This is a genomic window from Pedobacter sp. 22163, from assembly GCF_052045595.1.
Lineage (GTDB): Bacteria > Bacteroidota > Bacteroidia > Sphingobacteriales > Sphingobacteriaceae > Pedobacter.
This window is the reverse complement of sequence record NZ_JBQEPM010000005.1, coordinates 274,412-294,552: the sequence shown is the minus strand read 5'-3', so window position 1 is coordinate 294,552 and position 20,141 is coordinate 274,412. Positions and strand designations below refer to the sequence as shown.

The following is a 20,141-nucleotide window of genomic DNA, read 5'->3' as shown; positions in this document are numbered from 1 at the left end:
CGCTGATTAACAGGTTAACACCAGCCAAAAGCCTTGGGATATGTAGTAAGGTTGCTTAATAAACCGGAAATCCTTTTCACATTTTCCCCGGGTAAATGCATGGTTTTGGCCGTCAGCAGTAAGCCAAAAAAACAAATTTATTTACAAGTCATGGAATCTAATTTAATTAAAATTTACGCTCCGCACCGAGGAAGACCCAGTTCTCGTTTAGCCTTGCTCGCCGGTGCGGCAATCTGTTTAATTACCATTGCACAGCCTGTTCAGTTGCATGCGGCAATTAAAGTCCCAATGGAATTAGCCACCGTGCGGGTAAGCGGTAGCATAACCGACGAAAAAGGAGCTCCGCTTCCGGGCGTAACCGTCCTACTAAAAGGAACAGCCATCGGCACAGTTTCAGATAAAGACGGTAATTTTTCGCTTAACCTGTCAGATGCTTCTTCCGGGATCCTGGTTTTTGCCTTTGTAGGTTATCAGAGCCATGAAATTGGCCTAACCGGGCAAACTTCCCTCAAGGTAAGCTTACAGCCTGATTCCAGGTCATTAAATGATCTGGTTGTAGTGGGTTATGGCTCGCAAAAGAAAGCAACCCTTACCGGTTCAATCTCGATTGTAAAGGGAAGTGATTTGGTTAAAAGCCCTCAACCCAATGTTTCGGGCTCATTTGCTGGCCGTATTTCCGGTGTGGTTGCCAATAATGTGTCCGGCGAGCCGGGGGCAGATGCGTCAAATCTTTTGATCAGGGGCTTAGCTACAAGTGGCAGCAATGCGGTACTGATTGTTGTTGATGGCATTCCCGGTCAGATTGGCGGCTTAGAACGTCTGGATCCAAACGATATCGAAAGCGTTTCTGTTCTCAAAGACGCATCGGCCGCGGTTTACGGTAATAGAGCTGCAAATGGTGTTATCCTTATTACCACCAAGCACGGTAAAGCAGGTAAAGCTTCTGTTTCGTATAGCTTCAACCAGGGCTTTAGCTCGCCTACGCGCCTGCCCAAACTGGCAGATGCGCGAACCTATGCCAGGATCGTTAACGACATCAGCTACTACAACAATCCCACCGGCGGAATGAACCAGGTGTACAGTGCGGCTCAGCTCCAGAAATTCGGTGACGGTACAGATCCGCTCAACTTTCCTAATACCGATTGGGAAAAAACAGTGCTAAAAGGCCACAGCCTTCAGGATCAGCACAACCTCATAGTGAGCGGTGGATCCGAAGATGTTAAATATTTCATTTCTGCAGGAACACTTTACCAGGACGGTATATACAGGAACGGTGCGGCTAAATATAATCAGTATAATATAAGATCAAATATCGATGCAACTATCACGCCGGCACTAAAAGTGGCCTTGTCGCTATCAGCACGTGAGGAAAAACGTCAGATGCCCACCACAGCGTCCGCTGATATATTCCGTTCAATTTACCGCTCGTATCCGACAGCTGCAGCATTTTATCCCAATGGAATGCCCACAACCGGTATCGATCAATCAAATCCTGCACTTACCCCCACAGATATCGGTGGGATCAACAGAAATCCAACACAGACTTTTAACGGTATCCTTAAAGCAAGTTACGATATTCCACACCTCAAGGGACTTTCATTAGATGGATTTTTCTCAGTTGATAAATCAAACGCTTTCTCAAAAGCATTTTATACTCCTTATACTGTTTACAATTATAATAAAACAACAGGAGCTTATCTTCCAAGCGTACAGGGAGGTCTTAGCGGTATGGCATACCTGTACGAGTCTCAGTTAAATCAATCGTTGGTTACCTCCAATATCAAACTGAATTTTGTAAGGCAGTTCGATAAACACAACATCAATGCCTTTGTGGGCTATGAGCAGAGCCGCAGTAATTACGATTTCTTCTGGGCCCAGCGCACCGGCTTTTTAACCAGCAGTACACCAGAGCTTTCACAAGGAGGGACTGCAGCTAACAATGCGACCAATGGTGGCAGTAGCAGTAATAATGCCGCCAACCCAGCTTATAATTACAACCGCCAAAGTGTGATCAGTAGGCTAGCCTATAATTATGATGAAAAATATCTTTTGGAAGCACAGTTGCGTGCAGATGGCTCATCACTTTTTGCACCCGGCCATCAATGGGGTTACTTTCCTTCGGTATCTGCCGGTTACCGTATTTCTAAGGAAGACTGGTTCCGAAACAGCATTGGTTTTATAGACGATCTGAAAATAAGAGCATCATATGGTGTGCTGGGGGATGATATTATCGGTGCCTACCAATACGTGGATAACTACTCTTTCAATAATATGGTCGTGTTTGATAACGGTTCTGGACCGTCTGTGCAGCCTGGGCTGGCACTTACCAAACTGGCAAACCCTGCAATTACCTGGGAAACGGCAAAGAAAACCGATATCGGCATTAATGCTGTATTCCTGAAAAACTTTACGCTCGAGGCTATTTATTTCCGCCAGGTAAGGTCTGATATCCTAGCTTACCGTAATGGATCACTGCCGGCTACATCCGGTATTGTTAACCCTTTTGGAGGCAATCCACTGGTGCCTGCCGAAAATATCGGAAAGATAAACAATAACGGATTCGAGGCTACATTGGGATATAACCACTCTGGAAGTTTCTCTTGGGGAGCTTCGGGCAACTTTACCTATGCCAAAAGTAAAATCATCTACATTGATGAGGCTGCAGGAACCTTATCACATCAGAGTCAAACAGGTAGACCTCTAAATACAAGTTTATTGTACCGGTCAACAGGCATTTACCGCAGCCAGGCAGAGATTGACAATTCGCCCCATGTTCCCGGAGCAATAGTCGGTGACTTGATATACGAAGATTATAACCAGGACGGAAAAATTACTGCTGCTGATAGGGTAAGGACCAAATATGGCAATATTCCCCAGATCGTTTACGGATTAAACTTAAATGCTGCATACAGCAATTTCGATATATCAGTGCTTTTTGCAGGCCAGTCCCAGGTAAGCCAGTATGTACTGCCTGAATCGGGTACCATCGGAAATTTTTACAGCTCCTGGGCAAACAATGCAACAAGCCCATCCAACCCGAACGGAACATATCCAAGGGTATCCGATAGGGCATCGAGCGCAGTAAGCGGAGGACAGTACAATAGTACTTTCTGGAATAACGATGCTTCTTTTTTAAGGCTAAAAAATGTTCAGCTCGGTTATTCACTCCCTTCCGGGGCGTTATCACGTTTGCGCATTGCCGGCCTTAGGGTATATGCCAGCGCATTCAATCTCTTTACCATTACCAGGATTAAAGATTATGATCCAGAGGGTATCAGTACGACAGGACAATTCTATCCAGAGCAAAAAATTATCAACGTAGGTGCCAATATCAAATTCTAAAAACAATGAAAAATTTCAAATATGTAATAGGCTGGGCAATGCTTTTAATGGCATCGGTCACATCCTGTAAAAAAGACTTTTTAACTTTATCGCCTACCGACAGGGCTACAGGTAATTCGATTGTAAGCGATACAACTCTTTTTGAAGCGTTTGTAACCAACAGATACCTTGGCGCTATATTACAGGAAAAGGAAGGAAGCTATTCGCCTCCAGGGTTCGGGCGTGGGTTTGAATATGCGATGTGGAGTTCGGTGAGTGATGAATCTATCTATACCAATAATGATGGTTCGTGGGTTTTGCAGCAGGGCCAGCTGTCGGCAGATAATACCGGTATGGCCGGAACTTTGTGGGCTCGAAGTTATCGAAGTATACGCGAATGCAATTATGCACTGAGTGTAATCGACGGGCTGCCGCTAAACACGGCACATAAGAACAGGCTCGTTGGTGAAATCCGGTTTATCCGGGCTTTTAGGTATCACGATATTATACGGAACTATGGCGGAGCTGTGTTAATTGCAGATAGGGTTACCGACCTGAACAGCAACTTACAGGATCCTGCTCTTTTCAAACGCGCCAGCTTAGCAGAATCTATAAATTATGTAGCTACAGAACTTGATGATGCCGCTTCGAGGTTACCTTTAAACAATAGCGCTACCTGGGCATTGGGTAGGGCGACCAAAGGCGCCGCACTAGCTTTAAAATCGAGGTTGTTATTGTATGCAGCGAGCCCTTTATATAGTGCTGCTACTTGGACAGCGGCAGCTGCAGCCGCCAAAGCAGTAATCGACCTTGGAAAGTATAATATAGATCAGGGTGGGTATTCAAAACTGTTTTTAAATCCAAATAGCAGTGAGATTATATTTGAACGCCTTTATTTCTCCAGTACCGCGATACATCTGCCCATAGAACGTGCCAACGGACCTAACGGGTACGATGCCTGGGGTGGTAACACCCCTCTTCAAAATCTGGTAGATGCTTATCCGATGGCCAATGGCAAAGCCATAACTGACCCGGGATCCGGTTATGATCCACAAAATCCATATGTGAACCGCGATCCAAGGTTTTATGCCACAATTCTACACAATAAGTCTCCATATAGGGGCAGTACGGTAGATGTTTACCTGCCCGGAGGAAAGGATAGCAATCAGGGGCCATCAAATTGGAACACCAGTTCAACCGGATATTATCTCCGTAAGTTTATGAATGATAGCTATCCAATCGTTAACCCGGCAGGTGTGGCCGGAGCACAGCCATGGATTTATTTCAGATATGCCGAAATATTGCTGAACTATGCCGAAGCCCAGAATGAAGCTATAGGCCCTGATCAAAGTGTTTATGATGCGATCAATGCGGTAAGGTCCCGTTCTTCTGTTGCAATGCCTGCTCTGTTAGGTTTATCCCAGGCTACGATGCGTGAGGCCATTAAAAATGAAAGGCAGATCGAACTTGCGTTTGAAGAGCACCGTTATTATGATGTAAGGCGCTGGAAAATAGCCCCGCAGACCGAAAATGTGCCTGCGTATGGTATATCTGCCACGGTAAGCGGTGCTAATCCATCCGGGTACAGCTATGTTAGGAAGGTGGCATTAACTGGCCGTACCTTTAAAGATGCCCAGTATTGGCTGCCTATCCCATTGACCGAAATCCAGGCTTCAAATGGTCAGCTGAAACAAAATGCAGGATATTAAATAATATTTGTACTCTATATAATCATAACAGCCGGATATTTTCCGGCTGTTATGATATTCTTAAACTATGAAACCATTCTTGATTACACTATTTTTCCTTGCTGTACCATACTATTTCCAGCAGCCTGTCAGCGGGCTTACACCCATTAATAAAATCCAGGTGATAGGATCACACAATAGTTATAAAATGGCGATTGAACCGGATCTGTTCCGCTATTTGGCAAAAAAGGATTCGTCAGGACTTAAATGGCTTGAGTATAGCCATATTGTTTTGACTGATCAATTGGATATGGGACTCTGTAACCTGGAAATCGATGTGTACGCTGATTCTAAAGGACGTAGGTTTGCCCATCCAAAGGGTTTGGACTGGGTTAAGGGCCAATCTGAATATGATCCTAAGGGAGAAATGATGGCGCCTGGTTTTAAGGTTTTCCATATGATCGATATGGATTTCCGTAGCCAATGTCTCACTTTGAAAAATGGTCTTCAGCAGTTAAAGGTATGGTCCGACGCTCATCCCGATCACAATCCAATATTTATTACGGTTGAACCTAAAGATGATGTATCTGAAAATAAAGAATTGACCAGGCCGGAGCCTTTTTCGGCCGAGACCTTTGATGCCCTGGACAGAGAATTCTTAGCATACCTGGGTGATAAAAAAATCATAACACCCGATGAGGTAAGAGGTAAATATGCCACCCTTGAAGAGGCTGTGCAGCATAACAGTTGGCCAACGCTTAGGCAAGCTAGAGGTAAATTTTTGTTCTTGCTCGATAACCGGGACATAAAACGTTCGCTGTATATAAAAGGCCATCCGTCTTTAAAACATAGGATACTATTTACCAACGCCGATCCGGGAACTCCAGAAGCGGCGATGATGATCATTAATAACCCTAAAGATCCGCAGATACCGAACTTGGTCAAAAAAGGCTACATCATCCGTACGCGTGCGGATGCAGACACCAAACAGGCTCGCATGAATGATTATGGTAATTTTATTGCTTCACAGAATTCTGGTGCGCAGATTATAACAACAGATTATTACCAAAAAAGCAGACATTTTAATTCGGATTATGTGGTTGCCTTCGAAGGCGCAAATAAGTATTTCAGGGCCAATCCAGTAATTAAATAAGTCATATTATTTTTCATTCGACTACTTATCCATTATTTGGAATACTTAAGCTGATCGGGGATGAATATGTTTCATCAAAAGCACAATTAGAGCATGATGCAAAAATTGGTTTCCCAAATACCTAGAGGAGGAAGCAGAAGTCAATTCAAGCCCAAAAAAGTGGCCGCTTTTTTGAAAAACAAGTGCCACTTTTTGATAATCTCCAACATGTAGAATGGGTGTTTGGCATTTTTAAAATTTATATCAATTTTGGTTAAATTGTAACCTAAATTCTAGGGGAGACATTTTTGTTTTAATCTTGAACAGCCTGGTGAAAGACTGTGGGTGCTCAAAGCCCAATTGAAAAGCCACCTCACTGATTGCTTTATCTGTTGTTGTCAATAATTCCTTGGATTTTTCAATCAGCTTAAGATGGATATGTTGCTGGGCGTTTAGCCCCGTAAGTGAACGTAACATATCGCTTAAATAATTAGGGGTATAATTCAACTTATCAGCAATGAACTGAACAGTCGGAATCCCTTGTAAAAGGACATTTTTTTCATTAAAATGATTTTCCAATAAATCTTCAACGCGTTCAAGTAAGTCGTTAACGATAACTTTCCGCGTTAGGAACTGGCGTTTGTAAAAACGTTTGGCATAACTTAATAGTAGCTCGATTTGCGCGATGATAACCTCATGGCTAAAATCATCAATTCTGCTGGTGAGCTCATTACGGATGATATCGTAAATCGATACAATAGTGGACTTTTCCTGTTCGGAGAGATGCAGGGCTTCGTTTGCTGCATAGGAAAAAAAGCCAAGCTGCTTGATCTTTCTTGCCAATGGATAACCCAGAAGAAAATCCGGGTGAACCAATAAAGAATAACCTTCGTTGTCGACATAATTTCCTGTACTTCCCACAAGCTGGTTCGGCGCCGCGAAAAGCATACTCCCCTCATCGAAATCGTAATAACCCTGGCCATACCTGATCTTTCCGCCCCGCCTGGTTACCAAAAGAATCTTATAAAAATTCAAAACGTGATTTTCCAGCTTTCCGCACATTTTAAGAGAACCATTTGAGAAATTCAGCATCGTAATGAGCGGATGGGTAGGGCCGGGAAGATTATAGGCCCTGTGTACCCCAGCAATTGTATCAAGTTTGACTTCTATGTCCATTTAATTTTTCTATATCTTAAAATTAATAATAATAACCAATCATTATTTCAGTGATCGGTCAAAATTGTGATTGTTTGTCGAAAAAATGTTACCAGGGAAGAATACCATCGGGGCCAGTGAAAGTGGCGGTTGGACCGTCCGTTTCCAAAGCCACGCGGATAGGTTCCCGTGAGCCGACTTCAACAGTATCTGTGCCCTGAAAATTGTTCAGAGCTGTTGCAGTATAGCCTGGACTGACTGCATTTACTTTGATGTTTTCTTTTTCAAGTTCTATTGCGAATGCCATCGTTACAGCATTCAGTGCTGTTTTGGAAGCCGAGTAAACGATGCCAAAACTTTCACGGGCCCAGCAGTCCGGATCAGATATCCATGTCAATGAACCCAGGGCGCTCGACACATTGACGATCCTGGCTGCATTGGATTTCCTTAATAGTGGCAAAAAGGCCTGTGTAACGCTGATCACACCAAATACATTGGTCTCCCAAACTGCCTTAACATCATCAACAGATGCAGTACTTGCATTTCTTGCTGCGTTGATTTCCTCTACCGATCGATCCGCATTCCCCACGCTAGCTATCGCCGCATTGTTAACAAGAAGATCAAGGCAACCGTGATCTTTTTCAATATCCTTTACCGCCCCCTGGATAGTTGTTCCATCAGTAACATCGAGTTTTACAGCGTGTGTATTTGGGCCGATTTCCAAAGCAGCTTTCTCTCCATTTTGCAGATTGCGTGACCCGATATATACCGCATAGCCATTGTCAGCAAGTGCTTTTGCAATTTGATAACCTATACCCTGATTGCCTCCGGTTACTAGAGCGACAGGCTGATTGTTTTTTGATTTTTCGATATGATTTTCCATAAAATAATAATTAATTAACGGATGGAACAAAAGTAGGTAAGAGACGGATCATAGAATTAACCAAATCAAGGACATTCATAACCTAAATGAACACTAAATTCTACTTTCATGGTTGCTCACCAAAGAGATTTTTGAGTATGACAATACTAAACTTTGAAACATCCACCATAGATATGGAAATTATAAACAGAGATATGGCAAATTATTTCTGTCCGGCAAGATGCAATTTTGTATCCGAATCAAAATATACAACATGAATTTAAAAGGGAAAGTTGCACTGATTACAGGTGCATCAAGCGGAATTGGCAAAGGTGTAGCAATTGCACTTGCCGAAAAAGGTGTTAAAGTAGGCTTAGCAGCTAGAAGAATCAATGAATTAAAATCCATCGAAGACGAAATTGTATCCAAAGGTGGCGAAGCCCGGTCGATAGTCATGGATGTTGTTGATCCCCTTAGTGTGGAAAATGGTGTAAAATCGTTAAAATCACATTTCGGCGGGATCGATATCCTGATAAACAATGCGGGCCTTATGCAGGCATCTGATGTTGATACATTTAGGACCGATGAATGGAACACTATGGTGGATGTTAATATAAAAGGGGTATTAAATGCTACAGCCAGTGTACTTCCAGAACTCATTATCCAGCATAGCGGCCATATCATAAACTTATCCTCTATTGCAGGGCGCAAATTATTCAAAGGTTTGTCAGTTTATTGTGCAAGCAAGTTCTTTGTCGCAGCCTTTTCAGATATTACGCGAATGGAAATCGGTAAAAAACACAATATCCGGGTTACCAGCATACAGCCCGGGGCAGTTGACACCAATTTGTATGACCATATTTCAGACAAAGGTTACAAGGAAGGTATGGAAAATCTCCGCGGGCAGATGACATTCTTGACACCAAATGATATTGCCGGTAGCATTATCTATGCCCTTGAAGCGCCCGATCATCTAGATGTGTCAGAACTGTTCTTACTGCCCACGGATCAGGAATGGTAAGCTTTATCAACCAGTAAACTTTGTACATGGAAAATTTTTTCCGTGTACAAAGTTTTAATAGATTTAAATTATAATGTAGAAATTATGCGAGCTGAATTACATTTTGACTCAATTCAATCCTTTCACGAATTTAGCAACTTGCCGAAGACAGAGCATCCATTGATCAGCCTGATTGATTATAGCCTGGTAAAATATCCTATTGTGTATACCGATATCCGATGGGTTCAGAATTACTATTCGATCGGATTAAAACGAAATGTGAGCAAGAAGTTTAATTATGGTCAGCTACCTTATGATTTTGATGAAGGCGTATTAACATTTGTCGCGCCCCAACAGGTAATCCACATAGAGATCGATCCCAATGCCGAAAGCGATCCTTCGGGCTGGCTACTGCTGATCCATCCTGATTTTTTTTGGAACACCAGCTTGGCTAGGAAAATCAAAAATTATGATTTTTTCGGTTATGCAGTTAATGAAGCTCTGTTTCTTTCAGACAGGGAGGAACAATTGATGATAGCAATTTTTAAACAGATCAAACAGGAATACCATTCGAACATCGATAAATTTTCCCATGACATTATAATCGGTCATATCGAATTGTTCCTGCGCTATACAACCCGTTTTTATGAACGGCAATTTTATACCCGCCGGAAGAGCAATCATCAGATCCTTGAGCAGATGGAAACATTGTTCGATAATTATCTCTCTGAGGAGAATCTTCTGCTTAACGGCGTTCCAACGGTAAAGAAAATTGCCGGATCGCTGTGCCTGACGCCAAACTATTTAAGCTCTCTATTGAAGGCACTTACAGGACAAAGCACACAACAGCACCTTCAGAACCGGATTATAGACAAGGCCAAGGAGCAGCTGTCTACAACTCAACTATCTGTAAGTGAAATCGCTTACCTGTTGGGGTTTGAACACCCAGCCTCTTTCAACAAGCTTTTTAAAAATAAAACCCAATTCTCACCGCTGCAATTCAGGGCAAGTTTTAATTAAGATAGATATGTGATCTCTCAGTGGTAAATTTGAGAGATTTTTTTCAACTTGATATTACAGGTGTAACCGGTTGATGTTTGACTTTTTTTCATTGCTACCGGTGCTTCTCCTGCCTCATCTACCAAGGAAATGGTTGGGGCGTCGATTTATTTCAGGCCTGCAAAATAAAGAAAGTACCTGATTTTAACCGCTATTTTTGAGTATCAGCACTTCCTTCCATTGAACAAAGAACCGTAGGACCCCTGAAAGACGCAGTAAAAATTATTGATGGTATTTATTTCTCATATTCATTTAGTAAATTCGTATCATACATTCAACGCTAACCATCCACATAATTCTGTATGTTATTTCCATTGGGTTTGCGTCAAATACAAGTTATGATACCAGAGAGAATAGAAGCGCTATTCAGATTTATTGATTATTTGGGCTCAAAGAAAGCTGAGTACATTGAAAAGTGGATTCCGCTTTGCAACTACCTCCATGGCCTCGACGCACAAAGATCGATTTTGAACCCTAGGAAAAACTATATTGAAAAACAGAAATATGATGTTCTTCAAAAAGAGATTACCGAAAAGTTTCAACCGATCCACCAAGAAGTTTATTTCCCTTTTTTAAATAAACTTAAAGAGTTGAAAATCTGGTCTGGTGACGATGTTTAAAGTGTGATTATAGACAAAATCGCGTTTTGGACTTCACCGATGTGGAAAACTTTTTTATGGAAAGCCCCTTTTGTAGCATTTTATTTTGACAGATTATCCAATCGGAATCCCGGTTTCATGCAAGAGCCTGCCCCAGAAATCAGATAAGCCTTCATCTGTTTCATCCATAAATTCGATGTACTGATCAATTACTTGTTCTTCCTGCTTAATGGTAAGTATCAGAATGCCGAGCGTGATCCTCCGCCATCTACCACCGAAACTGTTCCTGTTATATATTTAGCCCGCGGCGAAACCAGAAAAACAGCCATATTTGCCATATCCTGTACTTCACCAAGGTTTATTATTCAATGTGTATAGATCGTGCATCTTCATCTATTATTTAGCGGTCTTGCTCTATTTTTATTTCATTCGCAAGAAAGTAGCGATACTTTTATTACAAGAATCAAATCAACGGGACGATTTAGAGATCTTATTGGGGTTCCTCAGCGATGAGGGCCCTTTTTTATTCAGGGCCCATAATGTTGAGCATATAGCTAATTGCATCTGTAGAATGAAGTGCCATAGTAGATTGCATCGTAATATCTGCTGTTTCTGAAGCTCTTTTTAGCATTTGTTTTTCATAGGCTGCTATTGCTTCCTTAGGTGTATTAAAGTTGTTCTCTTTAAAGCATTGGCTTAGTTCTAAAGCATCGAGCATGGCCATATTTACCCCTTCGCCAGCATAAGGGGGCATTAAATGGGCTGCATCACCCAGCATAGTTAAATTGGAGACGGTTTCCCAGTGCTGATCTAAAGGCATACAGTATTGAGGCCGGGGAACAAAAGCTGTTGATGCATTTTCAAATAATTCCAACCACATTGAGTCCCAGGAGGAGAATTCATTTTTGAACCAGTTGATTACCTGGTTTTTATCCGAAAAATTAATACCCGACACTTTTGCCCAGTTTTCTGGCGTATGGCAACCCGTGTAAAATACTAAACTGCCATCACCTTTTGAACTTACGATCAGTGATTTTTCATCACCCATAGCGAATATTTTGCCGCCGTTTAAAAGCGCATGCATTTTCGGACAAGCAGTGGCCGATGAATAAATGGCGCCTTCAACAATGCTAATCCCCGAATAAAATGGTTTAATGGGGGTAATGTATGGACGGATTTTTGAATTAGCCCCGTCTGCGGCAATTACCATATCGGCCTGCGCTAAAGTTCCATTTTTAAATCCGATCAGCCATGAACCGTTGCTGGGTGTAAGTGCTTCAAAATGACTATCCCAAATTACAGTACCTTTTACCAGCGAATCTAAAAGGATCTTTTGTAATGGACCGCGGTCTATTTCAGGCCGGAAAGCTTCTCTATTTTGTATGTCGCTATCTTCAAAAATGATATTGCCGCGCTGATCAATAATACGTGTACGATCTGCACCGGGGCGATAGTTTGCCATAAAGGCATCCATGAGTTTAGCTTCACGTAAGGCAGCTAATCCAGATTCCTCATGTAGATCTAATGTAGCACCTTTTTGTCGAGCATTTTCATCAGTGTCGCGTTCGTAAACCTTTACCTTGAAGCCATCCATTTGCAAAAGCCTGGCTAGTGTTAAACCTCCCGGGCCAGCACCAATGATGGCGATTTTTTTATCTTTAATGTTGTTCATTGTTTTTTATTTAAGGATGCCTTTGATTATGATTTCGCAGGAGGTTAAAATAACTTCCTCGGTAATAATTTGTACAGGCCGATCTAAATGGTCAAAATATTCAGCTACCAGATCTTGGATGGGTGAAAATAGGAGCGCGATGTGTACATCATGGGGTAAATCTGCAATCAATCCAGCTTGGACATTTGTTTTTAAAAAGGTATGAATGGGTGCGAAAAATGCACCTTGTTGTATGTTTTTCTCTTGAAAAGCCTTATTTAAAAGGGGAGAAGATTTTCCATACCGGATTAAAGAAAATGCAGGTTTATTATTTGTTAGGTAACGAAAAGTATTTAACCATAATCTTTTCATACCATCAGCAAAAGCCATTTTTGGATCAAAATTTTCTAATATCGCTTTTTCATAGTTGCCAAGTACTTCTTCGATAAAAAGTTTTATCAATAGATCTTCTTTATTTTCATACTTGATATAAATGGTACGTGGCGATATATTGGCTGCTTTGGCCAGTTTCTGCATACTCAGGTTTTCCAGTCCTTCTTCAGAAATAATCTGTAGGGCAATTGATCTGATGGCTTCTTCTTTCGCTAAATTTTTGGGTCGCATAATTCACTTAATTAATATAATTCAAAAGTAAGTAAACGTTTGTTTACTTTTTAGTCTTCTTCAAATTATTAATTTATACTGACAAATTGATTTGAGTTTCATCTTGCACAATCATCATGCTACCCCGAATTTTTGGGATCAGCATCACACTTGAAATAAAAGAAGATAGTTCAGATTAAAATTTAGAAGGGGTAGAGCATTTACATACGGATTATCCGCATTATCTTCATTTTAAGTTTTGGGGAATATTAAAACTTATCCTTCATACCAAAAAGGCCCATAAGCCCTCCGGTATGGATGGCCAATACTTTTTCATCTTTACCAATAATTTCTTGTTTTGCTAAATCTTGAATGGCATAAAACATTTTCGCGATATAGACAGGGTCTAGGAGCAACCCGGTTTTTGCAGTAAAGATTTTGATAAAGCTGATCAGTTCAGGAGTGGTTTTCGCATAGCCACCAAAATGATAATCGAGGTGAAGTTCGAGGTGACTGGATATTGGTGTATAGCGTGCTATTTCTGCTTTGATAAACGAAGCGCCCTTTAATACAGGGATGATATGTAACTTTGTATTTAACAGGTGTTGTTGAATCCCCCTCAACAAACCTGCAGCAGTGGTTCCCGTTCCGGCAGCGCAAAAAATGTGGTCGTATGGTTCCGTCAGTTCTTCAATTACCTCTGCGCAGCCAATAGTGGCTTCAAGTGATGCACCCCCTTCGTTTATAAAATAAGCTTGCGCATCAGACGCAAAATATTGGTCAAACAACTGGTGTTTATCCCGGTAACTTTCACGGTCGGTAAAAATGAGTTTCATCCCAAATAAACTGCACAGCAATAATAGCTCATTTTTTACTTCTTCTCCACGTACAAAAGCAGTAGCGGTTAAGCCCGATCTTGATGCTGCTGCGGCAGTTGCTACTAGGTGATTGGAATAAGCACCTCCAAAAGTGACCAGATGCGTTTTCTTTTCTGCTTTGGCCTTGGCTAAAATATATTTGAGCTTACGCCATTTGTTGCCGGAAATATAGGGATCGATAAGATCATCCCGTTTAACAAACAAGTTATTGAAAGGCGCAAATGTTATTTTTTGTACCGGGCTGTATATTTCTTCGAACACGTGTAAAAATAAAAAACACCTGAGTATTTCAGGTGTTTTTTAGCATTATTATATTCGAAAATTAATTATTTACCGATACCAAGGCCTATACCTGCATTAACCATACTGTATTTTGCCTGAGTATATGAACCGTAAAATTTAAAGAAACCAAACTTCAACTGGAAGCCTAAACTCCCCCTTACGCCGTCAATATCAGTTTGTTTCACCGAGATTGGATCAACATAAGTTGCATTGCTTGCGCCATCTTCAAATTTATAAGTACCTAGCGCTTTTAAATTGGTATTCGAGGTTTGGTAACCAATGCTGGCAAAAGGCGTGAAAAACATAATTTTCTTAGAAACGATGGCATCAAAATTTACGCCATTGAATTTAGCATCAATACGCTGATCTGAATTTGAAGTATTATTGATATTCAAAGGCAAATTATATTTATACTGCGTAAAACCACCGGCAATGGCAATGTCTACAGGAATTAATTTTTCTGTAGTTGAACCCATAAAAAGCGGTAAAAGTTCAACTTTGGCACCAAAGCCGATCATCGATAAGCTTCCAAGGTCGCTACCTAATTTAATCTTTGGCATTGCTCTCAAGGTAACATCAATGTTTTTGGGTAAGCCCAAAGTAGCCTGTATCTGCGCAGAAGGCACTACATGAAACCCCACTCCCTGAGGTAGGTTGAAAAATTTACCCGTGGGAACGCCACTGCTTGTATAAATTTGCATTTTACCACCTTCATGGTCATCGCCAAATGCAGTAGGGCCTATAGATGATGCACCAGGTGCAGGTTTGATATTATTTAAACCCAAGGTATTTACATCATAACTTCTGGCCGATTGTGGAACAAATGCTGCAGAGGCCGAAACCCTGACATCGAATTTTAAAAAACCTTTTGATTGAGCAGTGTTCGACCAGCCATCGGTTAAACCCAGGCCTAAACCTTTATATAAAGGATCAAAATAGGCATTAACCAGTTTGGTCGCATCTGCTGGTCCGCCCACAAACAAGCCTCCAACGTCTTGTTGGGCACTTGCTTTTTGAGCCATTACCAATAAAAATAAGGCACACAGGGCCTTTAAAGAGTAGCATTTTTTCATATAAAAAATTTAGAATGTTTTGATTGTGAGTAAAGATAGGGCTGTTTTTTCGAAAACTGCAATCATTAAAAAATTCTTGAAGTTAAAAGTTTATTTTTGCGCCATGGAAAATGTGGTCGAATTGCAGGAATCAGAAGAGCAGGAATTATATGAACATTTAAAAATTATTGTCGATAAGGGGCAGTCTTTGCTTCGTATCGATAAATTTTTGATGGTGCGCGTAGAAAATGCCTCCCGAAACCGTATTCAAAATGCAATTGATGCAGGGAATGTACTGGTTAATCAGAAACAGATCAAAGCGAGTTATAAGGTTAAACCTTATGATGAAATATCTATCGTTTTACCTCACCCACCGCGCGATACTGAAGTTTATCCTGAAGATTTACCAATTGATATCATTTACGAGGATAGCGATCTTTTGATCGTAAATAAAGCTGCAGGAATGGTTGTACACCCTGGTTTTAATAATTATACCGGAACTTTGGTTAATGCGCTGGCATTCCATTTTGAGCAACTGCCTCAGCTGCCTGGCAATGATGGCCGCCCAGGTTTAGTGCACCGCATTGATAAGGATACCTCGGGTTTATTGCTGATCAGTAAAAATGAAAAATCGATTACTCACCTTGCGCGTCAGTTTTTCGACCACAGCATTACACGTAAATATATTGCACTGGTTTGGGGCGATATCGAAAACGATGGAACGGTAACCGGTTACATTGGCAGAAGTGTGAAAGACCGCCGTGTGATGGATATTTACGATGATGAAGAAAAAGGGAAATGGTCTGTAACACACTATAAAGTATTAAAACGGTTAGGTTACGTTACCTTGATCAGTTGTGAACTCGAAACGGGCCGTACACACCAGATCAGGGCACACATGCAACATATTGGCCATCCACTTTTTAACGATGCAATGTATGGTGGCGATAAGATTTTAAAAGGAACTACGTTTAATAAGTACAAACAATTTGTAGATAATTGTTTTGAATTGCTGCCCCGTCAGGCTTTGCACGCACAAAGTTTGGGTTTTATCCACCCTACTTCTAAAGAGTATATGTATTTTGAATCGCCATTGCCACCCGATTTTAAAGCTGGCTTAACCAAATGGGAAAATTATATCGCTACATCATAAAATATGCTTCAGGAGTACCTTTTATTTAATGATGAATTTCAAGCAGTTGATCTTCCGATTTTAACGGCTTCGAACAGAAGCTTCAAATTTGGCGATGGACTGTTCGAAAGCATGCGAATGATTAATAATAAGCTGCAATTTGCCGATTTACATGCCGATAGATTAACGGCTGGCATGAAAGCGCTTAAAATTGACGGTCATGCTTTAATGGACGATTATTTTCTGCGCCAGAAAACCGCCGATCTGGCCAAAAGGAACAAGTGGAATGGCAATGTCCGTTTCCGCCTTTCCGTATACAGGGGAGGAGCTGGCGTTTATACGCCCGAAATTAATAAAGCAGGTTATGTTTTAGAAGGTATTCCCTTAAAAGCATCTACATATGAGCTGAACAGCAAAGGCCTGATCATTGATGTTTTTGATGAAATGACTAAACCGGTTAATAAACTCTCGAATTTTAAAACGGCCAATGCGCTGCTTTATGTCATGGCCGGAATTTTTAAAAGCCAAAACCGTTTGGATGAGGCAATGATCCTGAACCAATATGGCTTTCTTTGCGAAAGCATCAGTGCCAATGTTTTTGTCGTATATAACAAACAGATTTATACGCCGTCGCTGGCTGAAGGTTGTATAAGCGGCGTAATGCGTACGGCCATTATGCAGTTGTGCAAAATGAACGATATGCCTTTAATCGAGGCGCAGATTAATCCTGAAATATTAAAAGAAGCCGAAGAAGTTTTTATTACCAATGCTACGCAAGGCATTCAATGGGTAATGGGCTATGGCAGGAAACGTTATTTTAACGAGGTATCGAAGTTTTTGATTGAGAAATTGAATGCTTTGTAATCTGGTTCATTGGTCATTAGGAAATTAGTGCCATTGGTTCGTCATCTCGACTGAAGCGTAGCGGAATGGAGAGATCTTTAACCCTATCTCATATTTTTTTGGAAAGCAATACCTGTGCTAATCGGTTAGGGCTGGTCCCGCCCTTGGCTTAATCCCGATAAAATTTGCTCATAAGAGAAATAGTTCTTAATCGGGATAACGCTGCCGGTCGGGTTTATTTAACCTAAACAGTAGCACTTTTGTGGCCACTTAAACCCGATCAAAGCGGGATGCCAATTTCCTTCAAATTGGCAGAAGCGGGAGCGGGGCTGTATCAAGCCAAAAGCCACTGCAATTCCTTTCCAAAAAGAATTGCCATATAAAATATAGGTTTTCATGCTGATCCTGTTCTGCATCTAACTTAGCTCATTGAATCGACTAGAAGAGTTGTCAACTTTCTTGCATAATGGCCATTAAAGTTGACAACTCAAACTCTTTTACAACCGCATTCCCCTTAAAAAGTCTTCGATCAGCATTCGTTTTTTTCCTTCGTACTGGATGTCTAGAAGCTTGATAAACCCATCTTTCGCCGCAAATTTTAAATAAGTTTTACCATCGGTTAAAAAGCCTCCGGCTACAATACCTGGCTCTTTATCTTCTATTTCGGCTTTAAATACCTTTAAATTTTTCTCATTGAGTGAGGTAAAAGCAGTTGGGTAAGGGCTTAAACCGCGGATTAAATTATGGATAGTTTGCGCCGGACTGTTCCAGTCGATTTTGCAATCTTCCTTAAAAATCTTCGGCGCATGTTTTAAATCATCATTTTGTGGCTGCGGTTGCTCTGTTATATTATTAGCTTCTATAGCACGTAGTGTTTTTACCAGGAGATTTGCGCCAACAACCATCAGTTTATCATGCAACTCGCCCGCAGTTTCGTCGTCGGCAATGGGCACACTGTCGCTAAGAATGATATCACCAGTATCAATTTCCTGTTTAAGGAAAAATGTAGTTACGCCACTTTCCTTCTCGCCGTTTATAATGGCATGGTTAATCGGGGCTGCACCACGGTATTGCGGTAATAACGAACCATGTAAATTGATGGTTCCTTTAGCCGGCATATTCCAAACTATTTCTGGTAGCATCCTAAAAGCCACTACCACTTGTAAATCGGCTTGGTAAGATCTGAGTTCTTCAATAAACTCAGGATTTTTTAACTTTTCAGGCTGTAGTACAGGAATTCCTTTTTCTACAGCATATTTTTTTACTGCACTTTCATTCAATTTTTGGCCACGGCCTGCAGGTTTATCTGGCACAGTAACCACTGCAACTACATTGAAATTGGCTTGTACCAGGGCATCTAAAGAGGCTACCGCAAAATCGGGCGTACCCATAAAAACTATTTTCATATGAAAGTGTTGTGTTTCTAAAAATAACGCGGCTACTCACGTTAATGTTTTGCAAAATAACTAAAAATAAACCCATACTTATAGGCAAAAAATGGTACAAGGCAAAGATGTTGTTCAGGCAAGTGGATTGGTGTACGTAACTGATGCCATGCCTGGTATTTACCGTAAAGGAAAACCTGGTAAATTTTATTATGAAGATAAAGAGGGCAACAAAATTACCGAAGAGAAACACCTCGATCGGATAAAGGCCTTAGTTATTCCACCTGCATGGCAAAATGTGTGGATTGCCAGTAAGCCAAATGCATATTTACAGGTAACTGGTATTGATGCTGCAGGCCGGAAGCAATATAAATACCATGCAAAGTGGACCAGCCGACGATCGGAGGCTAAATATTTCCGTTTATTGGAATTTGGAAAAGCATTGCCCAATGCAAGGAAAAACCTGGAAAAAGACCTCCGCAGAAAAGATTTCGATGAACGCAAAGTATTGGCCATTTCGGTAGATGTACTTCAAAAAACACTAATCCGCGTGGGTAATGAAAGTTATAAGCAATTGTACGGTTCTTTTGGCTTAACTACACTTCGCGATAAGCATGTTAAAATCGAAGGAAGTAAAATTACCATGGATTTTGTTGGGAAAAAAGGTGTTCGGCAAAAAGTAGAGTTAAATGATCGGTCGCTGGCAAAACTGGTCAAGAAATGCAGAGACATTCCAGGACAGGAATTATTCCAGTTTTATTCGAACGGGAAAGAGCATAAGAGTATCGATTCAGGCAAAATAAACGCTTACATTAAAGAAATTACAGGCGATGATTTTACGGCAAAGGATTTTAGAACCTGGGGTGGTACCTTAGAAGCGTTGCGCCAGTTTTCGAAGTGCAGTGCCGATGAAAATTTTAACCTAAACTCGAAAAAGACAATTGTTACTGTATTAGATTGCGTAGCGAAAAAATTAGGCAATACCAGGGCTGTTTGCAAGAGTTCTTACGTATATCCGTTATTGCTTACCGCTTATGAAAACAATGAGCTTGGTAAATACATGAAAAAAATGAATAATAACAAAACAACTGGTAAGTTAGGTTTAGCACACGATGAGAAAATTTTGTTATCATTTTTAAAATCAAGTAGTAAATAGATACTTTGTTATAAAATCGTCATTTCGAGCGGACCCGATAGCTATCGGGTGAAACGCAGTCGAGAAATCCGTCGTATGTATACGGCCGTAATAAGCTACACTCCGGTTGCAATGACGGCGTTTTGAAATTATTCTTTAGGTGCTTTCTTTATTGGATGGACAGGCTGCTCCTCTAATTCTCTTTGCTTGGCCGGATTATTCGTTTTTGGTGCTTTGTTAGGGGTGCTGTCATTATCCTTTCTAACTGTTTTATGGTCAACAGGCTCCCTGCCTTTGGGCACTTCTTCCTGGTAATTGCTTCCTGGTTTGTCACTTTTAATTTTTGGACCGCTCATAGCTAAAA

18 protein-coding genes are annotated in these 20,141 nt (G+C 41.1%); 9 read left to right on the top strand and 9 right to left on the bottom strand.

What is annotated here, in order from left to right; genetic code table 11:
* Positions 1-150: 150 nt before the first annotated feature.
* From ACTJKN_RS15200 to ACTJKN_RS15190, 3 genes are all read left to right on the top strand, one after another.
* Positions 151-3,342 carry a SusC/RagA family TonB-linked outer membrane protein gene (locus ACTJKN_RS15200; RefSeq protein ID WP_440826255.1) on the top strand — a complete coding sequence of 1,064 codons (3,192 nt, stop codon included), beginning with the start codon at positions 151-153 and terminating at the stop codon, positions 3,340-3,342.
* Between the two features lie 5 nt (positions 3,343-3,347).
* Positions 3,348-5,030 carry a RagB/SusD family nutrient uptake outer membrane protein gene (locus ACTJKN_RS15195; RefSeq protein WP_440826253.1) on the top strand — a complete coding sequence of 561 codons (1,683 nt, stop codon included), beginning with the start codon at positions 3,348-3,350 and terminating at the stop codon, positions 5,028-5,030.
* 67 nt (positions 5,031-5,097) lie between these two features.
* Positions 5,098-6,162: a phosphatidylinositol-specific phospholipase C1-like protein gene (locus tag ACTJKN_RS15190; RefSeq protein WP_440826252.1), complete on the top strand. Its 1,065-nt coding sequence runs from the start codon at positions 5,098-5,100 to the stop codon at positions 6,160-6,162.
* 243 nt (positions 6,163-6,405) lie between these two features.
* On the opposite strand, the gene ACTJKN_RS15185 is transcribed toward ACTJKN_RS15190, so the two are convergent.
* Both ACTJKN_RS15185 and ACTJKN_RS15180 read right to left on the bottom strand, forming a co-directional pair.
* Positions 6,406-7,317: an AraC family transcriptional regulator gene (locus ACTJKN_RS15185; protein WP_440826250.1), complete on the bottom strand. Its 912-nt coding sequence runs from the start codon at positions 7,315-7,317 to the stop codon at positions 6,406-6,408.
* Between the two features lie 88 nt (positions 7,318-7,405).
* The gene (locus ACTJKN_RS15180; protein ID WP_440826248.1) at positions 7,406-8,179 is read right to left on the bottom strand and encodes an SDR family NAD(P)-dependent oxidoreductase; all 774 of its coding nucleotides are present in this window, start codon (positions 8,177-8,179) and stop codon (positions 7,406-7,408) included.
* Between the two features lie 253 nt (positions 8,180-8,432).
* Here ACTJKN_RS15180 and ACTJKN_RS15175 point away from each other — a divergent pair, with 253 nt between their 5' ends.
* From ACTJKN_RS15175 to ACTJKN_RS15165, 3 genes are all read left to right on the top strand, one after another.
* Positions 8,433-9,179, top strand: coding sequence for an SDR family oxidoreductase (locus ACTJKN_RS15175; protein WP_440826246.1), 747 nt, complete (start codon positions 8,433-8,435; stop codon positions 9,177-9,179).
* Positions 9,180-9,317: 138 nt separating this feature from the next.
* Positions 9,318-10,178 carry a helix-turn-helix domain-containing protein gene (locus ACTJKN_RS15170; protein ID WP_440826244.1) on the top strand — a complete coding sequence of 287 codons (861 nt, stop codon included), beginning with the start codon at positions 9,318-9,320 and terminating at the stop codon, positions 10,176-10,178.
* 377 nt (positions 10,179-10,555) lie between these two features.
* Positions 10,556-10,837, top strand: coding sequence for a hypothetical protein (locus ACTJKN_RS15165; RefSeq protein WP_440826242.1), 282 nt, complete (start codon positions 10,556-10,558; stop codon positions 10,835-10,837).
* A 218-nt stretch (positions 10,838-11,055) separates the two neighbouring features.
* On the opposite strand, the gene ACTJKN_RS15160 is transcribed toward ACTJKN_RS15165, so the two are convergent.
* The 5 genes from ACTJKN_RS15160 to ACTJKN_RS15140 form a co-directional block, all read right to left on the bottom strand.
* Positions 11,056-11,178 carry an SDR family oxidoreductase gene (locus tag ACTJKN_RS15160; protein WP_440826560.1) on the bottom strand — a complete coding sequence of 41 codons (123 nt, stop codon included), beginning with the start codon at positions 11,176-11,178 and terminating at the stop codon, positions 11,056-11,058.
* A 161-nt stretch (positions 11,179-11,339) separates the two neighbouring features.
* Complete coding sequence (locus tag ACTJKN_RS15155; protein ID WP_440826240.1) at positions 11,340-12,488, bottom strand: FAD-dependent oxidoreductase; 1,149 nt, start codon at positions 12,486-12,488, stop codon at positions 11,340-11,342.
* 6 nt (positions 12,489-12,494) lie between these two features.
* A complete protein-coding gene (locus ACTJKN_RS15150; RefSeq protein ID WP_440826238.1) occupies positions 12,495-13,091 on the bottom strand; it encodes a TetR/AcrR family transcriptional regulator in 597 nt (198 codons plus the stop codon).
* 248 nt (positions 13,092-13,339) lie between these two features.
* Positions 13,340-14,209, bottom strand: coding sequence for a 1-aminocyclopropane-1-carboxylate deaminase/D-cysteine desulfhydrase (locus tag ACTJKN_RS15145; protein WP_440826237.1), 870 nt, complete (start codon positions 14,207-14,209; stop codon positions 13,340-13,342).
* A gap of 65 nt (positions 14,210-14,274) precedes the next feature.
* A complete protein-coding gene (locus ACTJKN_RS15140; protein WP_440826235.1) occupies positions 14,275-15,303 on the bottom strand; it encodes a DUF6588 family protein in 1,029 nt (342 codons plus the stop codon).
* 103 nt (positions 15,304-15,406) lie between these two features.
* Here ACTJKN_RS15140 and ACTJKN_RS15135 point away from each other — a divergent pair, with 103 nt between their 5' ends.
* Together ACTJKN_RS15135 and ACTJKN_RS15130 are read left to right on the top strand one after the other, a co-directional pair.
* On the top strand, positions 15,407-16,435 hold the full coding sequence (locus ACTJKN_RS15135) for an RluA family pseudouridine synthase (RefSeq protein WP_440826233.1): 1,029 nt from the start codon (positions 15,407-15,409) through the stop codon (positions 16,433-16,435).
* Between the two features lie 3 nt (positions 16,436-16,438).
* Positions 16,439-17,278: an aminotransferase class IV gene (locus ACTJKN_RS15130; protein ID WP_440826231.1), complete on the top strand. Its 840-nt coding sequence runs from the start codon at positions 16,439-16,441 to the stop codon at positions 17,276-17,278.
* Positions 17,279-17,754: 476 nt separating this feature from the next.
* On the opposite strand, the gene fmt is transcribed toward ACTJKN_RS15130, so the two are convergent.
* The gene (gene fmt / locus ACTJKN_RS15125; RefSeq protein ID WP_440826229.1) at positions 17,755-18,663 is read right to left on the bottom strand and encodes a methionyl-tRNA formyltransferase; all 909 of its coding nucleotides are present in this window, start codon (positions 18,661-18,663) and stop codon (positions 17,755-17,757) included.
* A gap of 91 nt (positions 18,664-18,754) precedes the next feature.
* Between fmt and ACTJKN_RS15120 the strand changes: the two genes are divergently transcribed.
* A complete protein-coding gene (locus ACTJKN_RS15120; RefSeq protein ID WP_440826227.1) occupies positions 18,755-19,798 on the top strand; it encodes a DNA topoisomerase IB in 1,044 nt (347 codons plus the stop codon).
* 128 nt (positions 19,799-19,926) lie between these two features.
* Here the strand turns inward: ACTJKN_RS15120 and ACTJKN_RS15115 are convergent, their stop codons facing one another.
* Entirely contained in the window at positions 19,927-20,133 is a 207-nt protein-coding gene (locus ACTJKN_RS15115; protein WP_244216031.1) for a hypothetical protein, read from the bottom strand.
* Positions 20,134-20,141 lie beyond the last annotated feature (8 nt).